Here is a 24819-nt window from a genome sequence, read left to right on the forward strand (position 1 = left end):
CTCCATGGTTGTCGTCGCGGCCGTGGGATTCGATGGAGCTGTCCGCCGAACATGTGGTGTAGCCAGCTACACCCACTACCATCCACGCATGAGCTACCCGCCACCGCCGCCGCAGTACGGCTATTCACCTTATGGCTACGGCCCGCCGCAGGACCATCCGCAGGCCACCGTCATCTTGATCCTCGGAGTTCTCGGTCTGGCTTTCTGCCAGGTGCTCGGACCGGTCGCGTGGGTGATGGGCAAGAAAGCGCTCAACGAGATCGACGCGGCGGGCGGCACGATCGGCGGGCGCAGCAATGTCATGGTCGGCTACGTGTGCGGCATCATCAGCTCGGTGATGATCATCGTCGGCGTGCTGTTCGTGGTGTTCTTCGTGATTCTCGGCATCACCGGCGCGCTCGACTCCAGTTCGAGCTATTGAGCCGGCGCGCATCCGCCTCGTGTGACGGCGGTGTCGCGACCGGAATTAGCATCATCCGAGTGAATGACCCAGTGCCGGGCACCTCGGAGCAGCAGCCGCCAGGACCCACCGAGTGGGGCGAGCATCCGCACGGCCTCGGCCCGTGGGCCGATGAGCACGCCGAACCGCCGCCGGAGGATCCGCGCTTCGACAAGGAGCTGCTCGCGGGCGGCGACCGCCGCAATGTGGTCGACGCCTACCGCTATTGGACGCGCGAGGCCATCATCGCCGATATCGATCGGCGCAGGCACCCTTTCCACGTGGCCATCGAAAACTTCGGGCACGACGCGAATATCGGCACCGTGGTGCGCACCGCGAACGCCTTCGCCGCGGCCGCCGTGCACATCGTCGGCAGGCGACGGTGGAATCGCCGCGGCGCCATGGTCACCGACCGCTACCAGCACATCGAGCATCACACCGATGTGGCCGAGTTGCTCGCCTACGCCGCGAGCGCGGACCTCACGGTGGTCGCGGTGGATAACACGCCTGGCTCGGTGCCGCTGGAAACCGCGGTGCTGCCGCGCCGCTGCCTGCTGCTTTTCGGGCAGGAAGGCCCCGGCGTCACCCAGCATGCGAAGGACGCGGCGGTCATGACGGTCTCGATCGCGCAGTTCGGTTCGACCCGCAGTATCAATGCCGGCGTCGCGGCGGGAATCGCCATGCATGCGTGGATCTGTCAACATGCCGATTTGGCCTCAGCTTGGTAACGAAAATAGGCGTAAAATCCGGCGTCCAACTGGCACCATTGAGCTATGACATCGCGGAGCCCGCGTACCGGGCAGGGCACGGGTGGGGACAGAGCGGCACCGACGCCCGCGGTGTGGTCGGAGCGCGCCGACATGGCGGAGTCCGCGATCGTCTCCCGGCACTTGCGCGCACTGTGGGCTTGTCCCGGAACGGAATTGGGCGTGGTCGGCTGGCCTGCGACCAAGCGCGAACGCACCTTCGTCACCTGGCACTACTGGTGGCAGGCGCATCTGATCGACTGCGCGACGGACGCGGCCAACCGGGTGCCGACCCCGGCGCGCCGTCAACGTATCAGTGCGATCACGCGCTCCCACCGCATCCGAAATATCACGGGCTGGACCAATAACTATTACGACGACATGGCCTGGCTCGCCATCGCGCTGGAACGCGCCGAGCGCACCCAGGGCATCACCGAGGCGCGCGGCGCGCTCGTGGCGCTGGAGAAGGAGCTGTACGGCGCGTGGGATCCGGCCCGCGGCGGCGGCATCCCGTGGCGCAAGAGATCGGATTACTTCAACGCACCGGCCAACGGCCCCGCGGGTATCGCGCTGGCCCGCCTCGGCAGGCACGCGCGTGCCCAGGAGATGGCGGACTGGCTCGACGAGATGCTGCGCGATCCGGAGACCGGCCTGATCCTCGACGGAATCCATTTGCCCTCAGGCGAAATCGAACGTCCGGTGTTCAGCTATTGCCAGGGCGTGGTGCTCGGTCTGGAGACCGAGCTCGCGATGCATACCGGCGAGCCGAGGCACGCCGAACGCGTGCGCCGGCTGCTCAGCGCGGTCGAGGAGCACATGACCACCCGCGGTGTGATCAATGGTGGCGGTGGCGGTGACGGCGGGCTGTTCAACGGGATTTTGGCCCGTTATCTCGCGGTGGTCGCGGTGATGCTGCCCGGTGACGATCGCGAGCAGGTCGCCGCTCGCCGTGACGCGGCCGCGATCGTGCGGGCCTCGGCCGCCGCGGCCTGGGCGAACCGGCTCGATGTCGAGGGGGAGCCGTTGTTCGGTCACGACTGGAGCAAACCGGCCCAGTTGCCCGGGGGCAGATCCGGTGCCGGGCATTTCACCGCGGGGGGTTCGGTGACCTCGTCGCGGGTCCCCGAGCGCGATATGTCGGTGCAGCTATCGGGATGGTTGCTGATGGAGGCCGCCTACCAGGTCAGCGCCGCCGGGCTCTAGACGCCCGCCTCGCCCTACGCTCGGCCGAGCGCGGGGCTGCTTCGATCCGGGGCTCAGCGCTCGGACTCGAGCATGCACGCGGGAGCGGATTCGAGATCGAAGTCCTCGGCGGGCTTGCGCATCTCCTGCCGGTAATGCCGGATACCGAGCACCGTCCCGATGATCAACCCGACCACGAGCGTGCCGATGACGCCGGGCATCAACCACGGCACCCGCTCCAGGAAACTACCCGCGTAGTAGCCGATGAGCAGCAGCACCGGCGCCCAGATGATCGCGCCGATCGTGCTGGCCACGGTGTATTTGCGGTGGTTCATCCCGGCCGCGCCCGCGACCATCGGGCACAGCGTGCGGACCCACGGAATCCAGCGGGCGATCAGCACCGCGAGGAACCCGTGCTTCTGCAACAGCTCGGTGACCCGTTGCAGGTTGCGGGTGTTGATGTACCTGCCGTTTTTCCGCGCGACCAAATGGTGGCCGGTGCGATGCCCGATGACATAACCCACCTGGTTGCCGGCGATGGCGGCGAGCATGGTGCCTACCGAGAGCGCCCACACCTGGGTCTCGCCGGAGGCATGCCCCGCCATCACGATGCCCGCGGTGATCAGCATCGAGTCGCCGGGCAGGAACAGTCCGATGATCACCGCGCACTCGATGAATACGAAGATCAGCACCACCGTCCAGACGAGCGCGGGGCCCGCCGAGGTCAGTGGATCGAAATTGCCCACTGCTAGGGGCAACGACGCCATGAACACCGGCTCAGTGGGTCGGCTCGTTCGCCGAGGCAGCCAACTCGGCATCGGGCCGGGGCGCCTCGTCCTTGTTCAGCAGTCGCTTCGCCACCGCGAAGATGCCGGGCAGCACCGAGATCAGCACGATGAGCAGGAAGATCGCCTCGACGTGGTCTTTGATGACGGTGACATTGCCGAGGAAGTAGCCGAGCACCGTCACGCCGCCGCCCCACAGGATGGCGCCGACGATGTCGAAGGCGACGTACTTGCGGTAGTCCATCTTGGAAACGCCCGCCAGCACCGGCATGAAAGTGCGCACGATCGGCACGAACCGCGCGAGGATGATCGTCTTCGGCCCGTGCTTCTCGAAGAATTCATGCGTCTGTGTGACGTAGTGCTTCTTGAAGAACCGGCTGTCTTCCTTGTGGAACAGCGCGGGACCGATCGCCCTGCCGATCCAGTAGGCGCACTGATCACCCGCGAACGCGGTGATCGCGACGGCGGGCACCAGCACCCAGATCGACACCGGCGGGTTCGGCTGCGCGGCGAGCAAGCCACCGGTGAACAGCAGCGAATCGCCGGGCAGGATCGGGAACAGCAGCCCGGTCTCGATGAAGACGATGACCAGAATTGCTGGAAGAACCGCGTTCTTCAGCCACGTCTCGGTGAGCAGATGCATCGGATCCAACAGCTGGGTCAGCGCAACATTGCTTACCGATTCTGTCGCTGCGAGCAGAATCACGCGGCCTCCTGTCCGAGTACGGCTGGCCAACTTGCTAATCGTCACGCGGGTTGTGTCACCGCGTCGGTAGCTGCCAGCGCAATTACGCGGCCCACAGTACCGGGTTCAACTGAGAAAGCTGTATCGAATCTGCGGCGCCTGCGGCGCTGCGGGTTCGCGACCCCCTTGGTTTCGCGGCCCACCAGCCGAGATTCGTTACTGCGGCGCACGCACTTCGGTCATTCGGCCGCGAGACGGGCCGCGAACGGCCGCTCGTAAAACTCGATCTGTGGTTGTGGGCCGGGAACAGGCCGTCGGGACGCATTGTCTTGCCCGTGAAACACCGCGAAACGTCGCTGGCCTACTCTGTGGCCTGACAGAATTGTCTATTGCCGCACAACACGGAGGTCTTCACAGTGCCCATCGCGACTCCGGAGGTCTACGCCGAGATGCTCGGTCGGGCCAAAGCGAACTCCTTTGCCTTTCCCGCCATCAACTGCACCTCTTCCGAGACCGTCAACGCGGCCATCAAGGGCTTCGCCGACGCGGGTAGTGACGGCATCATCCAGTTCTCCACCGGTGGTGCGGAATTCGCCTCCGGTCAGGGCGTCAAGGACATGGTCGTCGGCGCGGTCGCGCTGGCCGAGTTCGCGCACGTGATCGCCGCGCGCTACGACGTGACCATCGCGCTGCACACCGACCACTGCCCCAAGGACAAGCTGGACACCTTCGTGCGCCCGCTGATCGCCATCTCCCAGGAGCGGGTGAACGCGGGGCAGAACCCGCTGTTCCAGTCGCACATGTGGGACGGTTCGGCGATCCCGATCGACGAGAACCTGGAGATCGCCAAGGAGCTGCTCAAGGCGTGCGCCCAGGCGAACATCATCCTCGAGGCGGAGATCGGCGTCGTCGGCGGCGAAGAAGACGGTGTCGAGGCCGAGATCAACGACAAGCTCTACACCTCGCCCGAGGACTTCCAGAAGACCATCGACGCGCTCGGCGCGGGCGAGAACGGCAAGTACCTGCTCGCCGCGACCTTCGGCAATGTGCATGGTGTCTACAAGCCGGGCAACGTGGTGCTCAAGCCCGAGGTGCTGGCCGAGGGCCAGCGGGTGGCCGCCGCCAAGCTCGGTCTCGCCGCCGACGCGCAGCCCTTCGACTTCGTCTTCCACGGCGGATCGGGCTCGCTGAAGTCGGAGATCGACGACTCGCTGCGGTACGGCGTCGTCAAGATGAACGTCGATACCGACACCCAGTACGCCTTCACCCGTCCGGTCGCCGGTCACATGTTCGCCAACTACGACGGTGTGCTCAAGATCGATGGCGAGGTCGGCAACAAGAAGGTCTACGACCCGCGCAGCTACCTGAAGAAGGCCGAGTCCGCCATGGCGGCAAGGGTTCTCGAGGCGTGCAATGATCTGAAGTCCGCGGGACGGTCGATCAGCGCCTGACCCGCTCAACCCCCCGGGGGCTCCCAGCTCATGAGTCTTGATGTGCGTGTGCTCGGGCCCGTTCGGCTGCTCGTCGGTGGTGAGCCGGTGGCAGTCGGCGGGCCCAAGCCGCGGGCGCTGCTTGCCGCGCTCACCGTGAATCGGCGGCGCGCGGTGGCCTCCGCCGCGCTGGCCGACATGGTGTGGAACGAGGATCCGCCCGATTCCTACGCCGCGAGCCTGCAGGTATTCGTCTCGAATATCCGTAAGGCGCTGCGTAATTCGGGTGTGGATCCGGCCATGGTGCTGCGCACCGAATCATCGGGCTATCGCCTCGAAATCGCCGAGGACGCTTGCGATCTCGGCCGTTTCGAGGCGGCCCGGGATGCGGGTACGCGCTGTGCGGAGGTCGGCGATCACACCGGCGCCGCGCAGTTGTTCGGCACCGCGCTGCGGGAGTGGAGTGGTCGCGCGCTGGCCGATCTGGCCGGGCTGCAGTTCGCCGACGGTTTCGCCACCGCGATGGACGAGGAGCGGTTACAGGCAGCCGCGGCGCGTGTCGATGCCGAAATCGCCTGTGGACGCGCTTCTTCGGTAATCGGCGAGCTGGTCGCCATGACGACCGAGCATCCGTTGCGGGAGCCGCTGTGGGGCCAGTTGATCACCGCGCTGTACCTGTCCGGTCGGCAGGCCGACGCGCTCGACGCCTGCCGCCGGGTGCGCGCGGTGCTCGCCGAGGAGCTCGGCATTGATCCCGGCCCGATGCTGGTCGAGCTGGAGCAGCGGGTGTTGCGTCAGGAACCGCTCAGTACGGTCGAACTCAAGCGCACGGAGCGAATGGCCGCGGCGATGACCGAGACGGTCACCGAGATGCCGCGCGCGGTGCGCAGCGGCCAGCTGCGGATGGCCGACGGCCGGGTGCTCGCGATCGGTCACGGCGGTTTGCGGATCGGCCGGATGACCGACAATGACCTGGTGCTGGAGGACCCCAAGGCCAGCCGCTACCACGCGCACATCATGCCGAGCCGGGCCGGCCTGCTGATCAAGGACCTGCATTCGGCCAACGGCGTCTTCGTCAACGATGAGCCGATCGAGACCGGCGCACTGCTGGCCGACACCGACATCATCCGAATCGGCACCACCATCCTGGTCTTCCAGGCCGTTCAGTAGTCGCAGGCGACTCCGTCGCCATCCGGGTCGAGATACGGCGCGTACCCAGGCATCCCCCGATACAACGGCAGCCTGCCCTCGGCCCGCGCCTGATCGCAGTTCGCGTAAAACCGGGGCTCCTCCGCCGCAGGTTCTTTCGGCGGCGGCACATTGTTCCCCTTCGGCCCCGGCCGATAACTCGGTATCGGAAGTGAGTCATCCGGCCCGGATATGGCGGACGCCTGCGGTGCGTCGGCAGCGGCGGTCGGCATGAGCGCCGACCCGCCCGCCAGCAGACAGGCGGCGCCGAATGCGGCCAGCAAATGGCGGTGGATCGGTGAGATGTTCACGCCCTCCATCCTGCGCCGAACCCTGGGTACGCGCCTGATGATTCGGTCGGGGTGTCAGCGGCCAGGTAGGTCTGCGCGGATGGGGCCAGGAGTCTCACCCGCCGGCGGACACCGGATTTCCCCACGGGTCCGTGGCGGGGTGGGATTGTCAGTTGGTATGGGCTGTGGGTGTCTGCTCGATGAGCGCGGCGGTGGCGCGGTCGAGGAATTCGCAGAGCAGCTTGTGCTCGTCGGAGGTGAATCGGTCGGTCAGAGCGCGTTCGAGCACGATGACTTCCCGGTAGGCGTGATCGAGTACGTCGCGACCAGCCGGGGTGAGACTGGCGATCATGACTTTCGCATGCAGGGGAGACGGTGTGCGATCGATGACTCCCTTGTTCTGCATCCCGGTCAACACGGTGGCCATGCTCTGCTGGGTGACTCCGCACGCGCGGGCCAGCTGGGCGCCGGACATGTTGTCCTCTCGGGACAGGGTCAGTAGCACCGTGTACTGGGTCATCGTCAGCCCGTAACCGCGCAACACCGCTTCGTGGTGGGCCATCAGCGCCTGCTCGGCGCGACGGATCCGGGTGCACACGTATTCCCCGACCGGCACGTCCACCATGTAACAACTCCCTAAGTTGACTCAGTTACCTGATAATGCTTTAGTTCTGAGTATCAGGATACTGAGTTGACACAGAAGGTTGAATGTGATGAAGGCTATTATTCTGGGCGCCGACGACCAATTCCGCATCTCCGAGGTGGCCGAGCCCGTGCCCGGGCCGGGCGAGGTCGCGATCCGGGTCGGCTACGCGGGGGTGCAGTACGGTGACGTGCTGGTCCGTGCGGGGCATTTCCCGATCCCGCGCCCGTTCGTGCCGGGCTTCGAGGCGGCCGGTGGGATCGTCGCGGTCGGCGACGGCGTGGACGAGACGCGGATCGGTGAGCAGGTGATCGCGCTGGTCGGCGGGGGCGCTTACGCCGAGGTGGTGATCGCGCCGGCCGTGCTGGCGATCAACGCCGCCGGCATCGGCCTGCGCGATGCCGCGGGGTTCGGGTGGGTCGCGCCGACCGCCTACGACCTGATCAACTCGGTTGCCGGGGTGCAGGCTGGGGACAGTGTCCTGATCCACGCCGCCGCCGGTGGTGTCGGCTCGCTGGCCGGGCAGTTCGCCGCGGCCGCGGGTGCGGAGCGGATCGTCGGGGTGGTCGGCAATGCCGGACAGGTCGATTACGCGCGCCAGTTCGGCTACCACGAGGTGCTCGTGCGGGAGGAGTTCCCCGATGCGGTGGGCGAGGAGAAGTTCGATGCGATCCTCGATCCGATCGGCGGCGCTACCCGGGTCGCGAATCTGGCGCGGCTGGCGCCGCACGGCCGGATCGTGGTTTACGGCAACATCGCCACCTTCGAACCGGTCACGGTGTCGGCCAACGACCTGCTGATCCAGGGCCAGTCGCTACTGACCTACAACAGCAACCTGGCCAGCCAGATCAACCCGAAGCGGTTGGCCGACAGCGCCGCCCGCGCTATGACCCTGGTCGCCGACGGGTCGGTGCGTATCGACATCACCGCCGAATACGCCCTCGCCGACGTCGAGACCGCGATCGCCCACCTGGCGGGCGGAGCGACCCGAGGCAAGAGCATCGTCCACGTCGGGTGAGTCCCGGTCGCCGATCCGGCCGGGACTCACCGTCGCGTGCTGCGCTGGATCGGTCACTGCGCTGTGTTCGCCCAGCTGCGCCCAGGCCTCGCGCACGATGATGTCGCCGCCGATGGCCGGTGGCGAGCTTCCGGTCCTCTGGCGCCGCCTCGTCGGACCTGGTTATTCGCAGGCGATTCCGTCGTTGTCGCGGTCGAGGTGCGACGCGTAGCCGGGCTGCCCGCGGTACAGCGGTGCTCTTCCGGCCCGGCGTACTTCGTCGCAGTTCTTGTAGTAAAGCGTCGGTTCCGAGCGTGGCGGCGGGTTGTTCGGCCGGGCGGGCGGACAGAATTGCGTGGAGCCCGAGTTGCACAGCAGGTCGGTTATGGGATCGGCTGCGGCAGCGGGTGTTCCGAGTGCGATAGCGGCGGAAGCGAGCAGGCATGTTGCCGCCGTGCCGAGGAACGGTCGGAGCAGTGCTGAAGTTTTCATAGTGGCGAGTCCCCTGATTTCGCAAAGCGGAAGGCGCGGGCCCTCCGCATTCGGTTCGAAAATTCCCCTCCGGAGGCAATTTTGACCCCGGTGGCCGGCCACTCTCCCCGACAGGAGTCGTCGTGGCGTGGACGCTAGCAGGATGCGCGGCCCAGTTCGGCAAAATTAATGAGAATCATCCTTTTAATTTCATGGGATTGGTTCGCCGGAATCGGAAAGTCGCGACTGTCTAATCGGGTGTACCCGGTATGGTCGTTCGCTGGTGGCGGGTACTCCGAGGGATATCGAGGGGTGGCTATGGCTGGGCGACTGGTGGCTGTACTCGGTGCTGTCGTTGTGGGGGCGGGGGTGTTGGTGTGCGCTGAGCGGGCTGCTGTGGCGGCGCCCGAGGCGAGTGTGGTGGTGGGAGTTGGGCCGTGCGTGAGTGATCCGGTGGCCACCCATGAGCCGTTGGTTCCGAAGACGATCGAGGTGCCGATTCCGTATCCGGTGGTCGCTGTGCTTCCGCCGCAGCTGCCCGCGCCCGCGCCCACGCGGGTCGTGATGGAACTGCCGGCCGATCCGTGCACCAATCCGTGTCCCGATCTCACCGACGGGCCGGTGCCGCCGCCCGGTCTGGCAGGCCGGCTCGGGATTCCGGAAGTTCTGTTGAGCCTCAAGCCTTTCTACTTCGCTGTTCCCAGACCAGGACCGGAACCGGGGCCGGTGCAGCCGCGGCCCGCTCGGTTCGATCCGCCGACCGAACCCGCCGCGCAAGCACCGCAGCGGCGTGCGCCGCGAGTCGGTGCGGTGCGCGAGGTGGCCAAGCAGACCGGTGCGAACTCGGTCAACCGCACCGACAAGCGGTGGCAGGTGGACGGGACCGACCTCGGCATCATGTGGGAGAGCGCGCCGGGGGAGATCGCGACCGCCTTCGGCGACACGGTCGGGCGCGGCTTCCACCCGCCCGGCGGGATGGGCATGGACTGGCGCAGCAATGTGCTGGCCTTCAGCACCGATCGGGATCTCTCCGACGGCATGACCTACGACCGGATGGTGACCGACGATCGTTGCCACGCAGCCGAAGTGCTGTCCAGTCGCAAGCTCGATAATGTCGAGGTCACCACGATTCCGACCTCCGGGTTCGCCATCGGTGACCGGCAGTACCTGAGCTACATGGCGATTCGCACCTGGAACAGCATCCCGGGCACCTTCTTCACCAACTACGGCGGCATCGCCTATTCCGACGATCACGGCGAAACCTGGACCAAGGACCCGTACGCGCGTTGGGACAACATCTTCGGCCTCGCGAACTTCCAGGTCAGTGCGATGGTTCCGCACGGCGACCACGTCTATGTGTTCGGGACGCCCAACACTCGCCTCGGCGCCGTCGGCCTGGCCAGGGTGCCGAAGGATCAGATCCTCAACACCACCGCGTACCAGTACTGGCGTGACGGACAGTGGACGCCGGTCGGCGGATTCGCCTCCGCCACTCCGATTGTCGATGCGCCGGCCGGTGAGTTGTCGGTCCGCTTCGACGCGGCGCGAAACATCTGGCAGATGAGCTATCTCGACACGGCGAAGGCGGCCGTTGTCGTCCGCGAATCGGATTCACCGCAGGGCGTGTGGTCCGATGGCGCGCCGACGGTGCGGGTGACGCACTACCCGGAGCTCTACGGCGGCTTCATCCACCCATGGTCCTCAGGTTCGGACCTGTACCTCAATGTTTCGACCTGGAGCGACTACAACGTGTACCTGATACACGTCACGGTGGACTGATTCGCGCGAAAGTCTTGCGTCTCAGGCGAATCGGATCTCGGCAATGGCGCGCCCGAAGAGCTTGCGCCCCTCCGAGGTGCCCGCCATCATGACCGTCGCGGTCCGCCGCGCCGGATTCAAGGACTTGATCTTGCCGGTGAATTCGATCGTGCTCGGCGCATCGCTCGTCACCGGAACGAACCCGGAGAACCGCACGCTGAACTTCTCGATCGCGGCCGGATCGCCGACCCACGAGGTCAGGTAGCCGGAGGCAAGGCCCATGGTGAGCATCCCGTGCGCCACCACGGTCGGCAGCCCGGCCAGCGTCGCGGCCTGCTCGCTGAAGTGGATCGGGTTGGGATCACCCGAGACGCCCGCATAGTTGGCCAGGTCGCCACGAGTCACCTCGGCGGTACCGGCCGGGAGCTGATCGCCGACCGACAGTTGGTCGAAGTCGGGCAGGCTGTGCACGAGCGCGCTCGGCGGCGACAGCCGCGCAGGCTCGACCTCATCGGTGTCGAGGGAGATGAGTGAGCCCTTGGCTGTCACGGCGGTGGTCGACGGGACGGCGTGCATCACGATGCTCTCCACCGTCTCGGCGATATTCGCGTCGACCTCTACGCCGCGGCGCGCGACGATCGTGGTCGATCCGGTCTGCACGACCGCACCGTGCTGGTCGGTCAGCGCGAAGCCGACCAGGATGAAATCGTTGTCACCGAACTGCCGGATCGATTCGATCACGACCTCGGTGGTGAGCCGGTCGCCCGCGAGGATCGGCCGCACGATCTCGAAGACCTGGTCGGTCTGCAAGATCTGAGAGAGGTCGTATTCGGTGAGCACCGAATCGAGCAGTGCTCGTGTCGCGGTGATGCCGATGACCGAGGAGAAGGTCGGCGGCGCGATGATGCCGTCGTAGCCCAGCTTGCGCGCATCCGGCTCGCGCAGGTGCGCGCCGTGCTGAGCCTGGACCGCGCGCGCGAACTCGCGGACCTTCTCCCGGCCTACTACGTAATGGTCGCGGCTGCGGAATCGTCGTCCAGCCAGCGTCGGTGTCTGCGCCACAACATCCGATTCCGGGTGTGCGATTGTCTGTTCCGTGCCCATGATCCGGGCCATGCTACTGGCGAACCGGTCCCATGACCAGGTCAATGTGACGTCCGGCACCGCCTGATGTGACTGCTGCTATGGCGTCGCGGTCGGTGGATCGCAGACCTTCCAGCCGTCGTCGGTGTGTTCCAGATCGAAGGTTCGCGCCGATCGCTTGGCGGGATCCGCCTCGGTGTAGACGGTGGCCTGCGCGATCGCGGTGTTGTCGGTGATCCGGATCGCGTCGACGCTGTCCACCACCGGAATGTTCTTGCGCTCCAACGACAATTGGTGCACACCCGCGAATTGATCGGTCGGGATGTTCTTGTAGAAATCCTGCAGCGGACCGCATGTGGTGTCGCGCAGCGTTGCCAGGTCACCGGTCTTCAAGGCCTGGGTGTAATCGGTGATGGCGCTGCGGACCTTGGCCTCGGGGGTGTTGTTGCGGGAATTGTTGATGAGCACCACTGCCAATGTGATGATCGCCACGACGACGAGCGCCGCCGCGGCGAGCACCGGGGTGGGCCAGCGCTTCGAGCGTCGAGCCGGTGGTTCGGCGGCAGCCTGAGCCTGCTGTGGCTGAGCGGGTGGGATGCGCTGCGGCGGGGCGATCTGGCGCGGCTGCGGCGGGCGCGGGGCCGCGGGCGGACCCGACAGCGACTGCGCCGGTCGGGTTACCTGCATATCCGCCGGTGACGGCGCCGAGTTGACCTGTCGAGGTGTTGCCGTCGGACGCGGTGGCGACGCCTGGGTCTGCTCGGTCGGCGGTGTGCCGGGTGCGTTCTGCGGCGGTGCCGAAGAACCCTGCGCTGCGGGCTGCTTCGGGCCGGACGCGGGCCGGGGGGTGCTCGGCGGCCTGGTGATCGGGGCCGGACGACCGGATGGCGAAGTGACGCGGTCGGTGCCGGGTTTCGTACCGGCAGCGGGAGACTGCATCCGCCGGGTCGCGTCGTTGTCGGCGCGCTTCTGGATCGGTATCGCCGTGGTCTTGGCGTCGTCGGCCGGGTTGGGGACGATCCGCATCGCGACGGTCTGCGCGTCGGCGTCCGCGATATTCGGCTGCTCGCGGGGACCGGCGTCCTGCGGTTTGCCGGTCGCCGATTTGTCGGCAGCCGGGGTCGCCGTCGGCAAGGAGACGGTCTTGGCATCGGCGGCCGCGATATCCGCGGGTGCGTCGGAGGGCGCGTCGCCGCCGGCGGGCTTGTCTGCCGGGGTCGACCTGCGCATCACCACGGTTGCCGCGCTGGAATCGGCCAGTTCTGCCGCAGCGGCCGCGCGTTGCGCGTCCTCGGTTGTCTCGGTATCGGCCTTCGCCGGGGCGTCACGCCTGATCACCGCGGTTTCCGCATCCGGGCCAGCGGCGGGGGCGTCCGGCGTCCGGCTCGCCGAGCTGTCGCCTCGGATAACGGTGGTTCGGTCGTCACCACCGCCGCTAGCGCCGCCACCGCCGCCGGCCTCGGAGGCGGACTTCGCGCCGGGGCCGTCGGCTTTGGCGGACTCTGCGGCGTTCGCGCCTCCGGACACGGATGGGATCGGGCGGCCGGGAACCGTCTCCGCGTCGGGTGCACCCGACGCCGCTGCGCCCGCCGCTGCACCGGAAGACGCAGTGTTCGAAGCGGATTCGCTCGCGGCTTTGCCGGAAGTGGATTCGTCTGCGGTCTTGCCCGACGCCGATTTGCCCGCGGCCTGGCCCGACGCCGATTTGCCCGCGGCCTGGCCCGACGCCGATTCGCCCGGCCTGATCGGTGTCGTTTCCGGCTCGGGTTTCGGGTTGGTGTCAGCAGGCTTGCTGGACGCAGACCGGATGGGTGTGGTTTCCGGAGTCGTGTCGGCAGGCTTGCCGGGCCCGCTCGGAGTCGGAGCATCAGGCCGACTGGACGTTGCAGACGCAGGTGCGGACGGTGTCGCGGCGGTTGGTGCGGACTGCGTTCCGGCGGTTGGTGCGGACGGTGTCGCGGGGGTTGGTGCGGCTGGTGTCGCAGCGGGCGGCACGGACGGTGTCGCGGCGGTTGGTGCGGACTGCGTTCCGGCGGTTGGCGCAGATGGCGTCGCGGGGGTTGGTGCGGCCGGTGACCCAACGGGCCGCGCAGATGTAGCCGCGGCGGCCGATGTCGTGGTGTCGGTGTCCTTCAGATCATCGGATCCTTCGGACTTGCCGGACTTGGCGGGCGTACCGGAGGCATCCGTACGAGCCGCGGTCCCCGACTGCTTCTCGGCAGCCGCGGTGGCAAGGGGCTGGGTCGGCGCGGCTGTGCCGCTCTGCGCGGTATCCGAGGCGGATGTCCGTTCCGCGGGCGCGTCCGGGCGCGCGTCGTCCGCGGCCTGTTCGGCGGCGCCGGCGCTACCTTGCGCCGGGTTCTTCTTGTCGTTCGGGTCGGACAACTGACACCCCTCGCTCACGCGGAACTGTTGAACTCGACGGCCAGCCTAATGGGCGCAGCCGGAGGTAGTTCGTCTTTACCGGTCCGGTTACGGCTTCTGCCCGTCGCTGGTGATTCCCCTGTCGCCGCAGTTCGCCCCACCGGGTGCACAATGATCGGCATGACCTCGTTCGGTGACCTGCTCGGACCGCAACCGGTACTCCTACCCGAAAACTCCGAAGCGGAGGAGGCCTTGCTCGACAAGGTCGACCCCGTACTGGTCGCGGCCGCCCATCCCGCGGCCTCGATCGCCTGGGCCTACCTCGCGGAGGCCGCGCTGGCTCGGGGCGGCAGCGACGACGCCGCGGCGGCGGTCAATCACGACATCGTCGCCGCGTACGCCTTCGCCCGCACCGGCTACCACCGTGGCCTCGACCTGTTGCGCCGCAACGGGTGGAAGGGTTTCGGGCCGGTGCCGTGGAGCCACGAACCCAACCAGGGTTTCCTACGGTGCGTCGGCGCGCTGGCCAAGGCGGCGCGTGCGATCGGCGAGACCGAGGAATACGCCCGCTGCTTGGATCTGCTCGAGGACTGCGACCCGCGTGCCGCGTCTGAGCTCGGTCTCGACTGAGCCGTAGTTGTTCGACCTGAACTCCCGCGTGGACGTTGCGCGGACGAGCAGTATGGACCGGTTGCGCAGCTCTTGGCGGCGGTTGCGGTTATCCGCACTGCCGATCCTCCAGTGTGCCGTCGGCGCCGCGCTTGCCTGGTATATCGCGCACCACCTCATCGGCCACAAAATACCGTTCTTCGCACCGACCGCGGCCGTGGTGTCGATCGGCATCTCCTTCGGCGCCCGGCTGCGCCGGTCGGTGGAGCTGGTGGTCGGCGTCGCGGTCGGCATCGGCATCGGCGATCTGTTCATCACCCGCGCGGGCACCGGGGTATGGCAGATCGCTCTGGTGGTGGCCGTCGCGATGGCGGCAACGGTGTTCCTCGACGGTGGCTCGATCATCTCTATGCAGGCCGCCAGCTCCGCTGTGCTGGTCGCGACGTTGCTGCCGCCTTCGGCGGGCGGTGGTTTCTCGCGCATGATCGACGCGTTGGTCGGCGGGCTGGTGGGAGTGGTCGTCGTCGCATCGATTCCCTTGCATCCGGTGCGCAGGGCCCGCGAGCAGGCCGCGGAAGTTCTTGCGGTGATGGGCAAATCGCTCACCGAATGCGCCGACGGCCTGCTCGAGCAGGACCCGGACAAGATCCGCGCGGGACTGGACGCGTCCCGCGCGACGCAGCCGCAGATCGATGGTTTGCGCTCAACTCTGGAGGGCGGCAGGGAGATCAGCAGGATCTCGCCGCTGTACTGGAATTCGCGCACGCGACTCGAACGCATCCGTGCCACCGCCGACCCGCTGGACAACGCGATCCGCAACACCAGGGTGCTGCTGCGCCGTTCGCTCACGCTGGTGCAGGACGACGAAATCCTCGACCCGCGGCTGATCGACGTGGTCGAGCGGCTCGCGCAGGCCGTCGACGTGGTGCGCCGGATGATGCTCGCCGACCCGGGCGATCAGCCCGACCAGGCCGAGGCGGCGCGGGCGCTGCGTTCGGTCGCTAAGAGCGCGCAGCCGGAACTCGTTGTGGGCGCGGGACTTTCGGCACACGTGGTGTTCGCTCAGGTGCGTTCGATGTTGGTCGACCTCATGCAGGTGTGCGGCATCCAGCGCATTTCCGCCATGGCGCTGCTGCCGCCGACCGTGCCGCATCCGCACGTGCCGCCGGCGGAATGACCGGACTACTCAGCGGATTTCGGACACTCGATCGATCTGCGAGCGTGTCACACCACCCTCCGGCATCCGAAGGCTGATCTTGGAGTAGTCCGCTACTCGTGTTCTCGCGCGCTGCCGGTCATAGCTTGTAGTGGTAACCGCAGTGCGAGGGGTGTTGCGGTGCACCACTTCGCACGACTGTGCACGCTCAACCGGCCATATGGCGTGGTGGCCGGCCTGGTCGGGCGCGACGCGGTCGGCGGAGATCGGTCGCCCGGTCCTGACATTCGGACCGGGCGACCTGCGCGATCGACCGCATCGATCGATCGGGCCGCGTGCTCAGCCTGGGAGTCAGGTCCAGAAGCGGGTCAGGAAATTGCCGAAGCGCGACCAGTCGGACGGGACGCCGGACAATTCGTACAAGGCATAGACCGCGTCGAAGAACAGCCTGTTGATGGCGGGCGTGAACAGCAGCGCGAACAGGATCAGCATGCCGAACGGCTTGAACTGGTCGAGCGAACGCCGGGTCTGATAGCTCAGCGACGGCTCGAGAATCCCGTAGCCGTCGGTCCCCGGGATCGGCAGGATGTTCAAAAGCGCTGCGGTGACTTGCAGGAACGCCAGGAAGCTGAGCCCGTACCAGAAGGCGGGATGGTTCTGCGCGCTGCCGAGCAGGCGCACGATCACCAGCAGCACGACCGCGCAGAACGCGTTCGTCGCAGGCCCCGCGCCGCTGATGAGACGCTGGGTGCGCGGGCTGAAGTCGGATAGTCGCACGTAGACCGCGCCGCCGGGCAGGCCGATGCCGCCGAGCGCGATGAACACCATCGGCAGCACGATCGACAGCAGCGGGTGGCTGTATTTGAGTGGATTCAGCGTGAGGTAGCCGCGCAGCTCGACCTCGTTGTCGCCCGCGCGCCACGCGGTGAAGGCGTGTGCGAACTCGTGCAGGCAGACCGTGATGATCCAGCCGAACAGCACCAACACGAACACGCCGAACTTCGCCCGCGTCGAATCGAGCTCGGCGCCCCACGCCAAGACGCCGCCTGCCACGGTGATCGCGACGACGAGCAGGAAGATAGGGCTCGGCCGCACCGCGCCGAGACCGGAGCGCCGGTTCTTGGGGAACGAACGGCTCATCGGACCAACAGCCAGGGTTCGTGATGCCGATAGAACGTCGAGCGCGGTAGGACGCGGTCGTTGGGGATGCCGTCACGGGTCACCACAGCGCCGGGGGTGCCGAGCTGCGCGGCCCGGCCCGCCACCCAGCGGCGCTTGCGTATGCCCTTCCGGACCGAAGCGCGAACGCCGGGCATCTCCAGCGTCGGCGAAATGTGCATGGCCGTCACTTTGCCGGAGAACAGCAAGGTGTCATCCACGTAGGCCTCGCCCTCCAGCTTGTCGCCGCCGGGGCCGGTGATCGTCGCACGGCCGACCAGCACGGTGCCGGTGTCGTCGCGGATCAGCGGCGTTTCCTTGGCCCTGCCCTCCAGCGCCCGTTTGGCCGCGGCATTGCCTGCGCCGGTCTGATAGGCGCGGGAGCCGTATGTCTTGTCGACCGGCACGTAACCGATCTCCACATGCAACCGTTCGGTTCGCATCAAGTGCGTCAGCACCACAGCGAGCGCGGCATCGGCGCCGAGCACGATCAGCCGGGGCAGGCTGTCGGCGGCGAGCACGGGCAGCAGCTCATCGATCTGGCCGGTATCCGGAATGGCAGAGGTCTGGGAGTTCGGTAGCGACGAGAGAGCGATGGGTACCGGTGCGCCGTCGCAACGGAGAACGTGGGTACTCAAACTGCGATACACCCTCCTGGTCCAGCCGACGACCGTCGGTTTCCACGAACCCCCTGCTGGTCCGCTTCGCGTGTCACCATAGCCGCGTACGGCTTCGGTCACACGGTCGCCAAGCCTACGGGCTGAACCGGTTCGCTGCCGCCGTCGGCGCTTCGGCTAGACTGTGCTTCCGGCCACCGCCTCAATACGGCAGGTAGCTGCAACACTGGGCTTTTCCCGCCCCGCCGACTTCGTCGGCTGCCATCCCCCGGGGTGTTGCGCGTCGAACCGTAGGAGACGAGACAATGCCGGCAATCGTCCTGATCGGCGCCCAATGGGGCGACGAGGGTAAGGGCAAAGCAACCGATCTGCTCGGTGGCAGGTTGCAATGGGTGGTCCGGTATCAGGGCGGCAATAACGCCGGCCATACCGTGGTGTTGCCCAACGGCGACAAGTTCGCGCTGCATCTGATCCCCTCCGGCATCCTTACTCCCGGCGTGACCAACGTCATCGGCAACGGCGTCGTCGTCGATCCCGGCGTGCTGCTCGCGGAGCTGGCCGGACTGGAAGAGCGCGGCGTCGACACCTCGGGTCTGCTGCTCTCGGCCGACGCGCACCTGATCATGCCGTACCACGTGGCCATCGATAAGGTCACCGAGCGGTTCCTCGGCAACAAGAAGATCGGCACTACCGGTCGCGGCATCGGCCCGTGCTACCAGGACAAGGTCGCGAGGGTCGGGGTGCGGGTCGCCGACGTGCTCGACGAGAAGATCCTCACCCAAAAGGTCGAAGCGGCCCTGGAGTTCAAGAACCAGGTTCTTGTGAAGATCTACAACCGTCGCGCGCTCGATCCGCAGCAGGTCGTCGACGAGGTGCTGGAGAAGGCGGAGAGCTTCTCCCACCGCATCGCCGACACCCGGCTGCAGTTGAATCTAGCTCTGGAGCGGGGTGAGACCGTGCTGCTCGAGGGTTCGCAGGGGACCTTGCTCGATGTCGACCACGGCACTTACCCGTATGTGACCTCGTCCAACCCGACCTCGGGCGGCGCTGCCGTCGGCGCGGGCGTCGGGCCCAACAAGATCAACACGGTGCTCGGCATTCTCAAGTGCTACACCACCCGCGTCGGCTCGGGCCCGTTCCCGACCGAGCTGTTCGACAACTACGGTGAGTTCCTCGCCAAGCAGGGCGGCGAGGTCGGCGTGACCACCGGCCGGGCCCGTCGTTGCGGCTGGTTCGATGCGGTCATCGCCCGCTACGCGACTCGGGTCAACGGCGTCACCGACTACTTCCTCACCAAGCTCGACGTGCTCTCCAGCTTGGAGACAGTGCCGGTCTGCGTCGCCTATGAGATCGACGGCGAGCGGGTCGAGCAGATGCCGACCACACAGACCGAATTCCATCACGCCAAGCCGATTTACGAAGAAATGCCCGGCTGGTGGGAAGATATTTCGCAGGCCAAATCTTTCGAGGAACTGCCCGCCAACGCGCAGGCGTACGTGCTGCGGTTGGAGGAGCTCTCCGGTGCACGTATTTCGTGCATCGGTGTCGGTCCTGGTCGTGATCAGACCATTGTCCGCCACGACGTGCTCGCCTGAGCGGCTGACCGGTCTGTACTTGCCCCGGCGCGGTGTGGGCTGACTTTGTCCGCCCGCGCCCACCACGGACAAAAAACCGTCTGAATTGCTGTGGCAGTTCATCGTTCGTTGGCTTCGATCATGATCGGTGAAGAACTACAGTTAGAGCATGGCTCGGAATTGGCCGATGATCGAGCGCGAGACCGAGTTCGAGGCGATCCGCGCAGCGCTCAGTGGTACTGACTACGTCGGTACGGTGCTCACCGGCGACGCCGGGGTGGGCAAGACGACGCTGGCGAGACAGGCGACGGCCGCCATCGGCGGCAATATTCGATGGGTGGCGGGAACCGAATCGGCGCGCAGCATCCCGCTGGGCGTCTTTGCGCACATGGTCGGGATTTACACAGCCCGTGATCCGGTGACGTTCATGTCCGCGGCGCGGGAAGCGCTGCTCGCAGACGGGCACACGATCATCGGCGTCGACGACGCACACCTGCTCGACCAACTGTCGGCCACGCTGCTGCTGCAGCTCGCGATCGATAAGGCCGCTCATATCGTGGCGACGGTCCGCAGTGGGGTGCAAGTTCCCGACGCGGTCACCTCGCTGTGGAAAGACGGCCACCTGCTGCGCATCGACCTGCGCCCGTTCACACAGCGCCAGAGCGTCGACCTGGTCGAGTCGATGCTCGGCGGGCAGCTGGAGGGCTTCACCGCCAACCTCATGTGGGAGTCCTCCGGCGGAAATGCCCTGTTCCTCAGGCATTTGGTGGAGGGCGCGATCGAGGCGGGCACGCTGCGTCAGGTCAACGGCGTGTGGCAGCTGCGCGGCCGGGCCGCGGTCACCTCGGAATTGGCCGCGCTGCTGGAGGATCGGGTCGAGCAACTGCCGGACCCGGTGTTGCGGGTGCTCGAGCTGCTCACCTTCTGTGAGCCGATCGACCTCGACGTGCTTGCCGAGCTGGCCGGCGAGGAAGCCGTCGAGGCTGCCGAAAACCGTGGTGTGATCAGGGTTGTCGAGAACTCGCACCAGCTGATCGTGCGCTACAACCACCCGCTGTTCGGTGAGGTGATCCGGCGCAGGCTCGGCATCGCTTCGGCTCGCAGGCTGCGTGGACGGCTGTACTCCTCGCTCAAGGAGCGGCGCATCAATTCCGCCGCCGACCGCATCCGACTGGCCGAATTGGCCTTGGACAGCGATAAATCCGCCGATCTCGAGCTGTTCGAGGCGGCGGCGGCGGACGCGATCGGGCTGGCGAACCTGCCGCTCGGTGAGCGATTCGCCAGGGCGGCGGTGGAACGTCAGGGCGGTGTCGAGGCGGCGGATCTGCTCGCGCGGGCGCTGCTGTGGCAGGGCCACCGCATCGAGGCCGAACGCACCCTTGCCACATTCGATCCCGATCAGCTGAACGAAGTGCAGCTGGCCCGTTGGGGCAGCACTCGGGTCTCGAATCTGCTGTGGGCCGTTGGTGATGCCGATCGCGCCGACGAGGTGCTCGCATCGATCCGAGCCAGGGCGAAGCATCCGAAAATCGTGGCGACGCTGACCGGGCTCGCCTCGGCGTGCGCGGTCAACGAGAACCGGCTCGACGATGCGTTCGCCGATGCCGAATCTGTGATGTCGGCCGAAGGATCGCCGCCGTGGGCGGTGTGGTGGGCGTCGTTCGGCGGTGGACTCGCCTTGGCGCTGATGGGCAAAGGTGAGGCCGCCCGGCAGTATGCGGCGCGAGGGCATCAGGTGGAATCCCACATCGATGGGCTCAACCGGTTCATTTCGACGCACGCCGAGGTGCTCGCCCTGACCTTGACCGGTGACCTGGAAGCCGCTCGGCGTTGCGCCGCGGCATATTTCGGCTATTCCGCGCCGGGCCAGTATCTGGCGTGGGGCATGTCGAAGATTCTGCAGGGCACCGTCGACGTGGCCAAAGGCCAATTCCTGGATGGCATCGAGCATCTCGAACAAGCGGTGGCCGCGCTCTCGATGGAGGGCGCGGCGGCCTGGATGATCCCCGCGAGAATCCGTCTGGCGGAGGCGTATTCGGCGCTCGGTCGCACCACCGAGGCCGCCGAGACCATTGCCGAGGTCGCCGCGCGCGCCGGCAGGCACAGTGCGGTGTACGACCCGCAGCTGGAGATCGCCAAGGCCTGCATGGCCGCCGCCGAAGGCACCGTCACCCCGGCCATTCGATCGGCGATGGGCGCGGCCGACGCCGCCGCCCGGTCGCATCAGCACGCCATCGAGGCGATGGCGCTGCACGTGGCCGCCCGGTTCGGTGAACATTCGGTCGCCGGCAGACTCGCCGACCTGGCAGCCAAAATCGATGGCAGGCTGGTGCAGGCGCAGGCCAAGCACGCGGTCGCGCTAGCCGCCCACGACGGGCCGGGGCTCGACGCGGCTTCGGCCGAGTTCGAGCAGATCGGCGCGCTGCTCTCGGCCGCGGACGCTGCCGCCCAGGCCGCCTCCGCGCATGAACGTGGCGGCGACCGCCGCCGTCTGCTGGAGTCCGCCGCGGCGGCAAACCGACTGTCCGCGGCCTGCGGCGGCGCGAGCACCCCGGCGCTGCGCCAGGCCGCCCAGCCGCTACCGCTCACTTCTCGCGAACGCGAAATCGCGAATCTCGTTGCGGCGGGCCTGTCCAACCGGCAAATCGCCGACCGCCTCACCGTCTCGGTCCGCACCGTCGAAGGCCATCTCTATCGCGCCTGCATCAAGATGGACGTCACCGACCGGGAGTCGCTGGGCGCGCTGATGCGAGGCGACTCGGGCTGACGCGGCATACGCCACCGGCCAGCTATCGTTGTGGGCATTGCAGGGGATGTTCGAATTCGGCTATCGCGCCAGTTCACCGTCTTGCTGGGCGGTAGTGCGAGCGGGCAGTTGACGATCGGCGAGTTCTGAGCCAGCTCCGGCGGCAAGGGCATCTCCTACAGCAACGCAGCGGTAGCACACAGATCCTGCCACTGCAACAAACCTGCCAGTGCCAAAATTGGCCGATCCCAACATCTTCCACCGCAAGACGGTGTCAGCCTTCGCCCATCGGCGGTGTCGTAGATGACCGATGTAGCCACGCGACCTGGCACGCCGACTTTCCGGTCGTCTGACCGCCTATAACCGATGGTTTCGACCGTGTCGGGTGCTGCCGAAGGTTCGTGCGGGGATCGGAAGTGGAATCCGGTGCCGCGCTTGCAGAGGCCGGAGACGATCCGAGGCTGTCACGCCGAGGACGCAGCGTTACAGGTGGCGGCTGGCGGTTTGTCGGCGGCGGGGCTGAGAGTTCGGAGAAGTTTCAAGGAACACCCGGATTGCCCCGATGAACACCAGTGCAGCGACCAACATGTGTACGACAACAAGGATATTCGGCAACTGTGTCACCGACTGGGCGAATCCCACTCCCATCTGTGTTGTCAGAACGAGCAGCATCCATGTGGTGCGGACGCGTAGGCCGGTACCGGGAGAACTTGAGCGCCAGATGTTCGCGACCGTGACGACGACAGCGCCGGCGAGCACGGCATGGATCCAGGTCATCGTGGCCCAGTCGAACGGCATTCGCTGCACGTCACTCGAATCACCGGCGTGGGGGCCTGCCCCAGTTACCGCTGTTCCTACGATCATCAGCGCGGTAGTGGCAGTCACCAATACCCAGGCCAGCCGCCGTTGCTCTGTTCCGTCCGCAATGGCCGGATGAATTTCATCGTGATGGGGTCGGTTCGCGATGTCCCAAGTCACCGCCGCCGCGGCGAGTAGCAGCGTGGCGGCAAGAAAGTGCGCAGCGACCAGAAATGGGTTCAAGCGTGCCAGCACCGTCAGGCCGCCGATTGCAGCGTTCAGCACGACAACCCAGAACTGCGCCCACGCCCACCGGGTGATCTGAGGCCGGGGTTCTCGCTGAAGGCGCGCGACCACGATCAGCGCTCCGACGACTACGCAAACGACGCTGGTGAGCAGCCGGTTGACGAATTCGACGACTGCATGAATACCCATCTCGGGGGTCGGGGACAGCGAACCGTTCGCGCATGTGGGCCAGTCCGGGCACCCGAGGCCGGAGCCAGTGACACGCACCACTCCACCACCGACGACGATCGCGACACTCGCCGCCACAGCGGCGACGGCCGCCAATCGCAGCGCCCCACACCCAAAACCGATCTTTCCCTCGAGGTATGAGAAGGGAGTTCTCAGCAGCTTCCGTTTCGACCCGGTCGTCACCATCATGAACCCCCTCAATCCTTTCGTCACGGAACCACCGGGACGCTTATCGACCTGGACATCCTGTCACGCTGTCGAGTGCGTGACGCTCGCGGTCGACAGCTGACAGTTCCGGCCCGCGATGACAGCAGAATCCAGCGGGTTACGCGTCTCCGCCCTGTCGTGAAGAGTCACAAAGAAATTCGTCGAAATCTGATGGAACCGGTACGCGATGGCGCTCGTCTAAGCCGGTGTAACCAAATGTGGGGGAGCGAAGACGTTGTGGTCCAACGGATTCCCCATCTTTTTTGACGGAGGGGTTGTCATGATGTTCGCTGATGAAGGTTCGCTGGCGGTGTGCGAAGTCGGTTCTCACCGACCGAAGTCGCAGGCCGGAAGCGACTCGGCCATACCGAGGCTCGCCGTAGGCGGGGCTTCCAGCTTGGGACTTGTCCGGATGTTCATTCTTGCCATAGCAACAGGTCTGGCGATGCTGGGATCACTTCTTGTAGCTCCGGCCGCGTCAGCCGGTCCGGAGTACTACCAGCAAGGGCCAGCAGGCTCAATCAACATCACGCTGCGGCCGTTCGACGCGGGGCGGATTGCCCTGACATATGACATCGTCAACACGCAGGGGGCCACAGGAATGGAGGTCACCTTGTCGCCGGTCGGGTTGAACTCGGAGTCATCGTCATCGACCTTCGGTGGTGGCAGGGCCACGAAGACCGTCATATACCCCTACACGGCAGGCGACCAGGTGAGCGTGGGCGTGCACGTCAAGTTCTTGACTCCTCATGGAGTCCAAGACAACTCGGCCAACCCGTTCGTTGTAAGCTACCCGAGATGACGAACACGGCGATTCCGGTATTGGTGGGCCAGCTTACGACCGGCCGAACTGAGGCGGTTTCGTGGGCCTTGTGGCCAGCGGAGGTCTATTCCACCGGCTGTCTCTTGCGTATCCGCCTAGCGCCTGAAGGTGAACGGCCTGAATATCAGGAATCCAAGTCGCTGTTCGCCACGATCCAGCTTTTAGAAGGGCATGAACGTGAGTTGATCACGGTCGAGTCCGGTCACGGCAAGGTCCAGCTCAGTTCCGGTCGGCTGCCGACGCGAGGGGGCGAGCCACCGACCAGCGAGCCGTGGGAGTACGTGTGGACCCTCGAGTACTGGTGGCCGCAGGAACGATGGGATGACAAGCTGACGCTGGCGTGGCCCACCTACGACCTTCACCTCGACCTGCCGGTCGACATCGGTGAGCTGAGGACAGCAAGGGACTCGAATTCTGGCTGAGCTGACCAAGGAAGAGCCGAGACCCAGTGGAATCGACAGATAGCCGCTGATCGCTGAAACGAAGTGGGGGGGCCCCGGCCGGGGGGGCGCCCCAAAGCCTAAAAACCGGCCCCCCGCCCCCACGCCCCCAGTTTTTGGGCATTGCCCCCCCCGGGGGCGGGGGGCCGGGGCAAA

At 66.5% G+C, this 24819-nt stretch carries 23 protein-coding genes; 13 read left to right on the plus strand and 10 right to left on the minus strand.

Going from position 1 to position 24819, the window contains the following annotated elements:
• Positions 1-88 precede the first annotated feature (88 nt).
• The 3 genes from ACFU4Z_RS04695 (at position 89) to ACFU4Z_RS04705 (ending at position 2388) form a co-directional block, all read left to right on the plus strand.
• Positions 89-421, plus strand: a complete 333-nt coding sequence (locus ACFU4Z_RS04695) for a DUF4190 domain-containing protein (protein ID WP_379059755.1) — start codon at positions 89-91, stop codon at positions 419-421.
• Between the two features lie 59 nt (positions 422-480).
• Positions 481-1167: a TrmH family RNA methyltransferase gene (locus tag ACFU4Z_RS04700; protein ID WP_379059756.1), complete on the plus strand. Its 687-nt coding sequence runs from the start codon at positions 481-483 to the stop codon at positions 1165-1167.
• Between the two features lie 132 nt (positions 1168-1299).
• Positions 1300-2388 (plus strand): glycoside hydrolase family 76 protein, encoded by a 1089-nt coding sequence (locus ACFU4Z_RS04705; RefSeq protein ID WP_379060341.1) that lies wholly within the window; start codon positions 1300-1302, stop codon positions 2386-2388.
• A gap of 53 nt (positions 2389-2441) precedes the next feature.
• On the opposite strand, the gene ACFU4Z_RS04710 is transcribed toward ACFU4Z_RS04705, so the two are convergent.
• Together ACFU4Z_RS04710 and ACFU4Z_RS04715 are read right to left on the minus strand one after the other, a co-directional pair.
• Positions 2442-3134: a DedA family protein gene (locus ACFU4Z_RS04710; RefSeq protein WP_379059757.1), complete on the minus strand. Its 693-nt coding sequence runs from the start codon at positions 3132-3134 to the stop codon at positions 2442-2444.
• 10 nt (positions 3135-3144) lie between these two features.
• Complete coding sequence (locus ACFU4Z_RS04715) at positions 3145-3795, minus strand: DedA family protein (protein WP_379060343.1); 651 nt, start codon at positions 3793-3795, stop codon at positions 3145-3147.
• A 458-nt stretch (positions 3796-4253) separates the two neighbouring features.
• Here ACFU4Z_RS04715 and fbaA point away from each other — a divergent pair, with 458 nt between their 5' ends.
• A complete protein-coding gene (gene fbaA, locus ACFU4Z_RS04720; protein ID WP_328412481.1) occupies positions 4254-5288 on the plus strand; it encodes a class II fructose-bisphosphate aldolase in 1035 nt (344 codons plus the stop codon).
• A 30-nt stretch (positions 5289-5318) separates the two neighbouring features.
• Positions 5319-6437, plus strand: coding sequence for a BTAD domain-containing putative transcriptional regulator (locus ACFU4Z_RS04725; protein ID WP_379059758.1), 1119 nt, complete (start codon positions 5319-5321; stop codon positions 6435-6437).
• Here ACFU4Z_RS04725 and ACFU4Z_RS04730 read toward each other — a convergent pair.
• Both ACFU4Z_RS04730 and ACFU4Z_RS04735 read right to left on the minus strand, forming a co-directional pair.
• On the minus strand, positions 6431-6766 hold the full coding sequence (locus ACFU4Z_RS04730; RefSeq protein WP_379059760.1) for an excalibur calcium-binding domain-containing protein: 336 nt from the start codon (positions 6764-6766) through the stop codon (positions 6431-6433). The genes ACFU4Z_RS04725 and ACFU4Z_RS04730 overlap by 7 nt on opposite strands.
• Before the next feature lie 148 nt (positions 6767-6914).
• Entirely contained in the window at positions 6915-7370 is a 456-nt protein-coding gene (locus ACFU4Z_RS04735) for a MarR family winged helix-turn-helix transcriptional regulator (RefSeq protein WP_379059762.1), read from the minus strand.
• Positions 7371-7458: 88 nt separating this feature from the next.
• On the opposite strand from ACFU4Z_RS04735, the gene ACFU4Z_RS04740 reads away from it, so the two are divergent.
• Positions 7459-8406, plus strand: coding sequence for a zinc-binding alcohol dehydrogenase family protein (locus tag ACFU4Z_RS04740; RefSeq protein WP_379059764.1), 948 nt, complete (start codon positions 7459-7461; stop codon positions 8404-8406).
• Between the two features lie 162 nt (positions 8407-8568).
• Here the strand turns inward: ACFU4Z_RS04740 and ACFU4Z_RS04745 are convergent, their stop codons facing one another.
• Positions 8569-8877 (minus strand): excalibur calcium-binding domain-containing protein, encoded by a 309-nt coding sequence (locus ACFU4Z_RS04745; RefSeq protein WP_379059766.1) that lies wholly within the window; start codon positions 8875-8877, stop codon positions 8569-8571.
• Between the two features lie 297 nt (positions 8878-9174).
• On the opposite strand from ACFU4Z_RS04745, the gene ACFU4Z_RS04750 reads away from it, so the two are divergent.
• Positions 9175-10635, plus strand: a complete 1461-nt coding sequence (locus tag ACFU4Z_RS04750; protein ID WP_379059767.1) for a DUF4185 domain-containing protein — start codon at positions 9175-9177, stop codon at positions 10633-10635.
• Positions 10636-10656: 21 nt separating this feature from the next.
• Here the strand turns inward: ACFU4Z_RS04750 and ACFU4Z_RS04755 are convergent, their stop codons facing one another.
• Both ACFU4Z_RS04755 and ACFU4Z_RS04760 read right to left on the minus strand, forming a co-directional pair.
• Positions 10657-11718: a fused (3R)-hydroxyacyl-ACP dehydratase subunits HadA/HadB gene (locus ACFU4Z_RS04755; RefSeq protein ID WP_379059769.1), complete on the minus strand. Its 1062-nt coding sequence runs from the start codon at positions 11716-11718 to the stop codon at positions 10657-10659.
• 78 nt (positions 11719-11796) lie between these two features.
• Positions 11797-14082: a hypothetical protein gene (locus ACFU4Z_RS04760; protein ID WP_379059770.1), complete on the minus strand. Its 2286-nt coding sequence runs from the start codon at positions 14080-14082 to the stop codon at positions 11797-11799.
• 159 nt (positions 14083-14241) lie between these two features.
• Here ACFU4Z_RS04760 and ACFU4Z_RS04765 point away from each other — a divergent pair, with 159 nt between their 5' ends.
• Together ACFU4Z_RS04765 and ACFU4Z_RS04770 are read left to right on the plus strand one after the other, a co-directional pair.
• Positions 14242-14691, plus strand: coding sequence for a DUF3151 domain-containing protein (locus tag ACFU4Z_RS04765; RefSeq protein WP_379059771.1), 450 nt, complete (start codon positions 14242-14244; stop codon positions 14689-14691).
• A 52-nt stretch (positions 14692-14743) separates the two neighbouring features.
• Positions 14744-15847: an aromatic acid exporter family protein gene (locus tag ACFU4Z_RS04770; RefSeq protein ID WP_379060344.1), complete on the plus strand. Its 1104-nt coding sequence runs from the start codon at positions 14744-14746 to the stop codon at positions 15845-15847.
• 330 nt (positions 15848-16177) lie between these two features.
• On the opposite strand, the gene ACFU4Z_RS04775 is transcribed toward ACFU4Z_RS04770, so the two are convergent.
• On the minus strand, positions 16178-16966 hold the full coding sequence (locus ACFU4Z_RS04775) for a site-2 protease family protein (protein ID WP_379059772.1): 789 nt from the start codon (positions 16964-16966) through the stop codon (positions 16178-16180).
• Positions 16963-17622, minus strand: a complete 660-nt coding sequence (locus ACFU4Z_RS04780) for a hypothetical protein (RefSeq protein ID WP_379059773.1) — start codon at positions 17620-17622, stop codon at positions 16963-16965. Before ACFU4Z_RS04780 ends, ACFU4Z_RS04775 begins: the two co-directional genes overlap by 4 nt.
• A gap of 284 nt (positions 17623-17906) precedes the next feature.
• Here ACFU4Z_RS04780 and ACFU4Z_RS04785 point away from each other — a divergent pair, with 284 nt between their 5' ends.
• Together ACFU4Z_RS04785 and ACFU4Z_RS04790 are read left to right on the plus strand one after the other, a co-directional pair.
• A complete protein-coding gene (locus tag ACFU4Z_RS04785; RefSeq protein WP_379059774.1) occupies positions 17907-19196 on the plus strand; it encodes an adenylosuccinate synthase in 1290 nt (429 codons plus the stop codon).
• Positions 19197-19344: 148 nt separating this feature from the next.
• On the plus strand, positions 19345-21942 hold the full coding sequence (locus ACFU4Z_RS04790) for a LuxR C-terminal-related transcriptional regulator (protein WP_379059776.1): 2598 nt from the start codon (positions 19345-19347) through the stop codon (positions 21940-21942).
• Positions 21943-22404: 462 nt separating this feature from the next.
• Here the strand turns inward: ACFU4Z_RS04790 and ACFU4Z_RS04795 are convergent, their stop codons facing one another.
• Complete coding sequence (locus tag ACFU4Z_RS04795; protein ID WP_379059777.1) at positions 22405-23382, minus strand: heme A synthase; 978 nt, start codon at positions 23380-23382, stop codon at positions 22405-22407.
• A 298-nt stretch (positions 23383-23680) separates the two neighbouring features.
• On the opposite strand from ACFU4Z_RS04795, the gene ACFU4Z_RS04800 reads away from it, so the two are divergent.
• Both ACFU4Z_RS04800 and ACFU4Z_RS04805 read left to right on the plus strand, forming a co-directional pair.
• Positions 23681-24202, plus strand: a complete 522-nt coding sequence (locus ACFU4Z_RS04800; protein WP_379059778.1) for a hypothetical protein — start codon at positions 23681-23683, stop codon at positions 24200-24202.
• Positions 24199-24645 (plus strand): hypothetical protein, encoded by a 447-nt coding sequence (locus tag ACFU4Z_RS04805; protein WP_379059780.1) that lies wholly within the window; start codon positions 24199-24201, stop codon positions 24643-24645. The genes ACFU4Z_RS04800 and ACFU4Z_RS04805 overlap by 4 nt, the downstream gene beginning before the upstream one ends.
• Positions 24646-24819 lie beyond the last annotated feature (174 nt).

Source organism: Nocardia sp. NPDC057440, assembly GCF_042802915.1.
In the GTDB taxonomy this organism is placed as follows: Bacteria; Actinomycetota; Actinomycetes; order Mycobacteriales; family Mycobacteriaceae; genus Nocardia.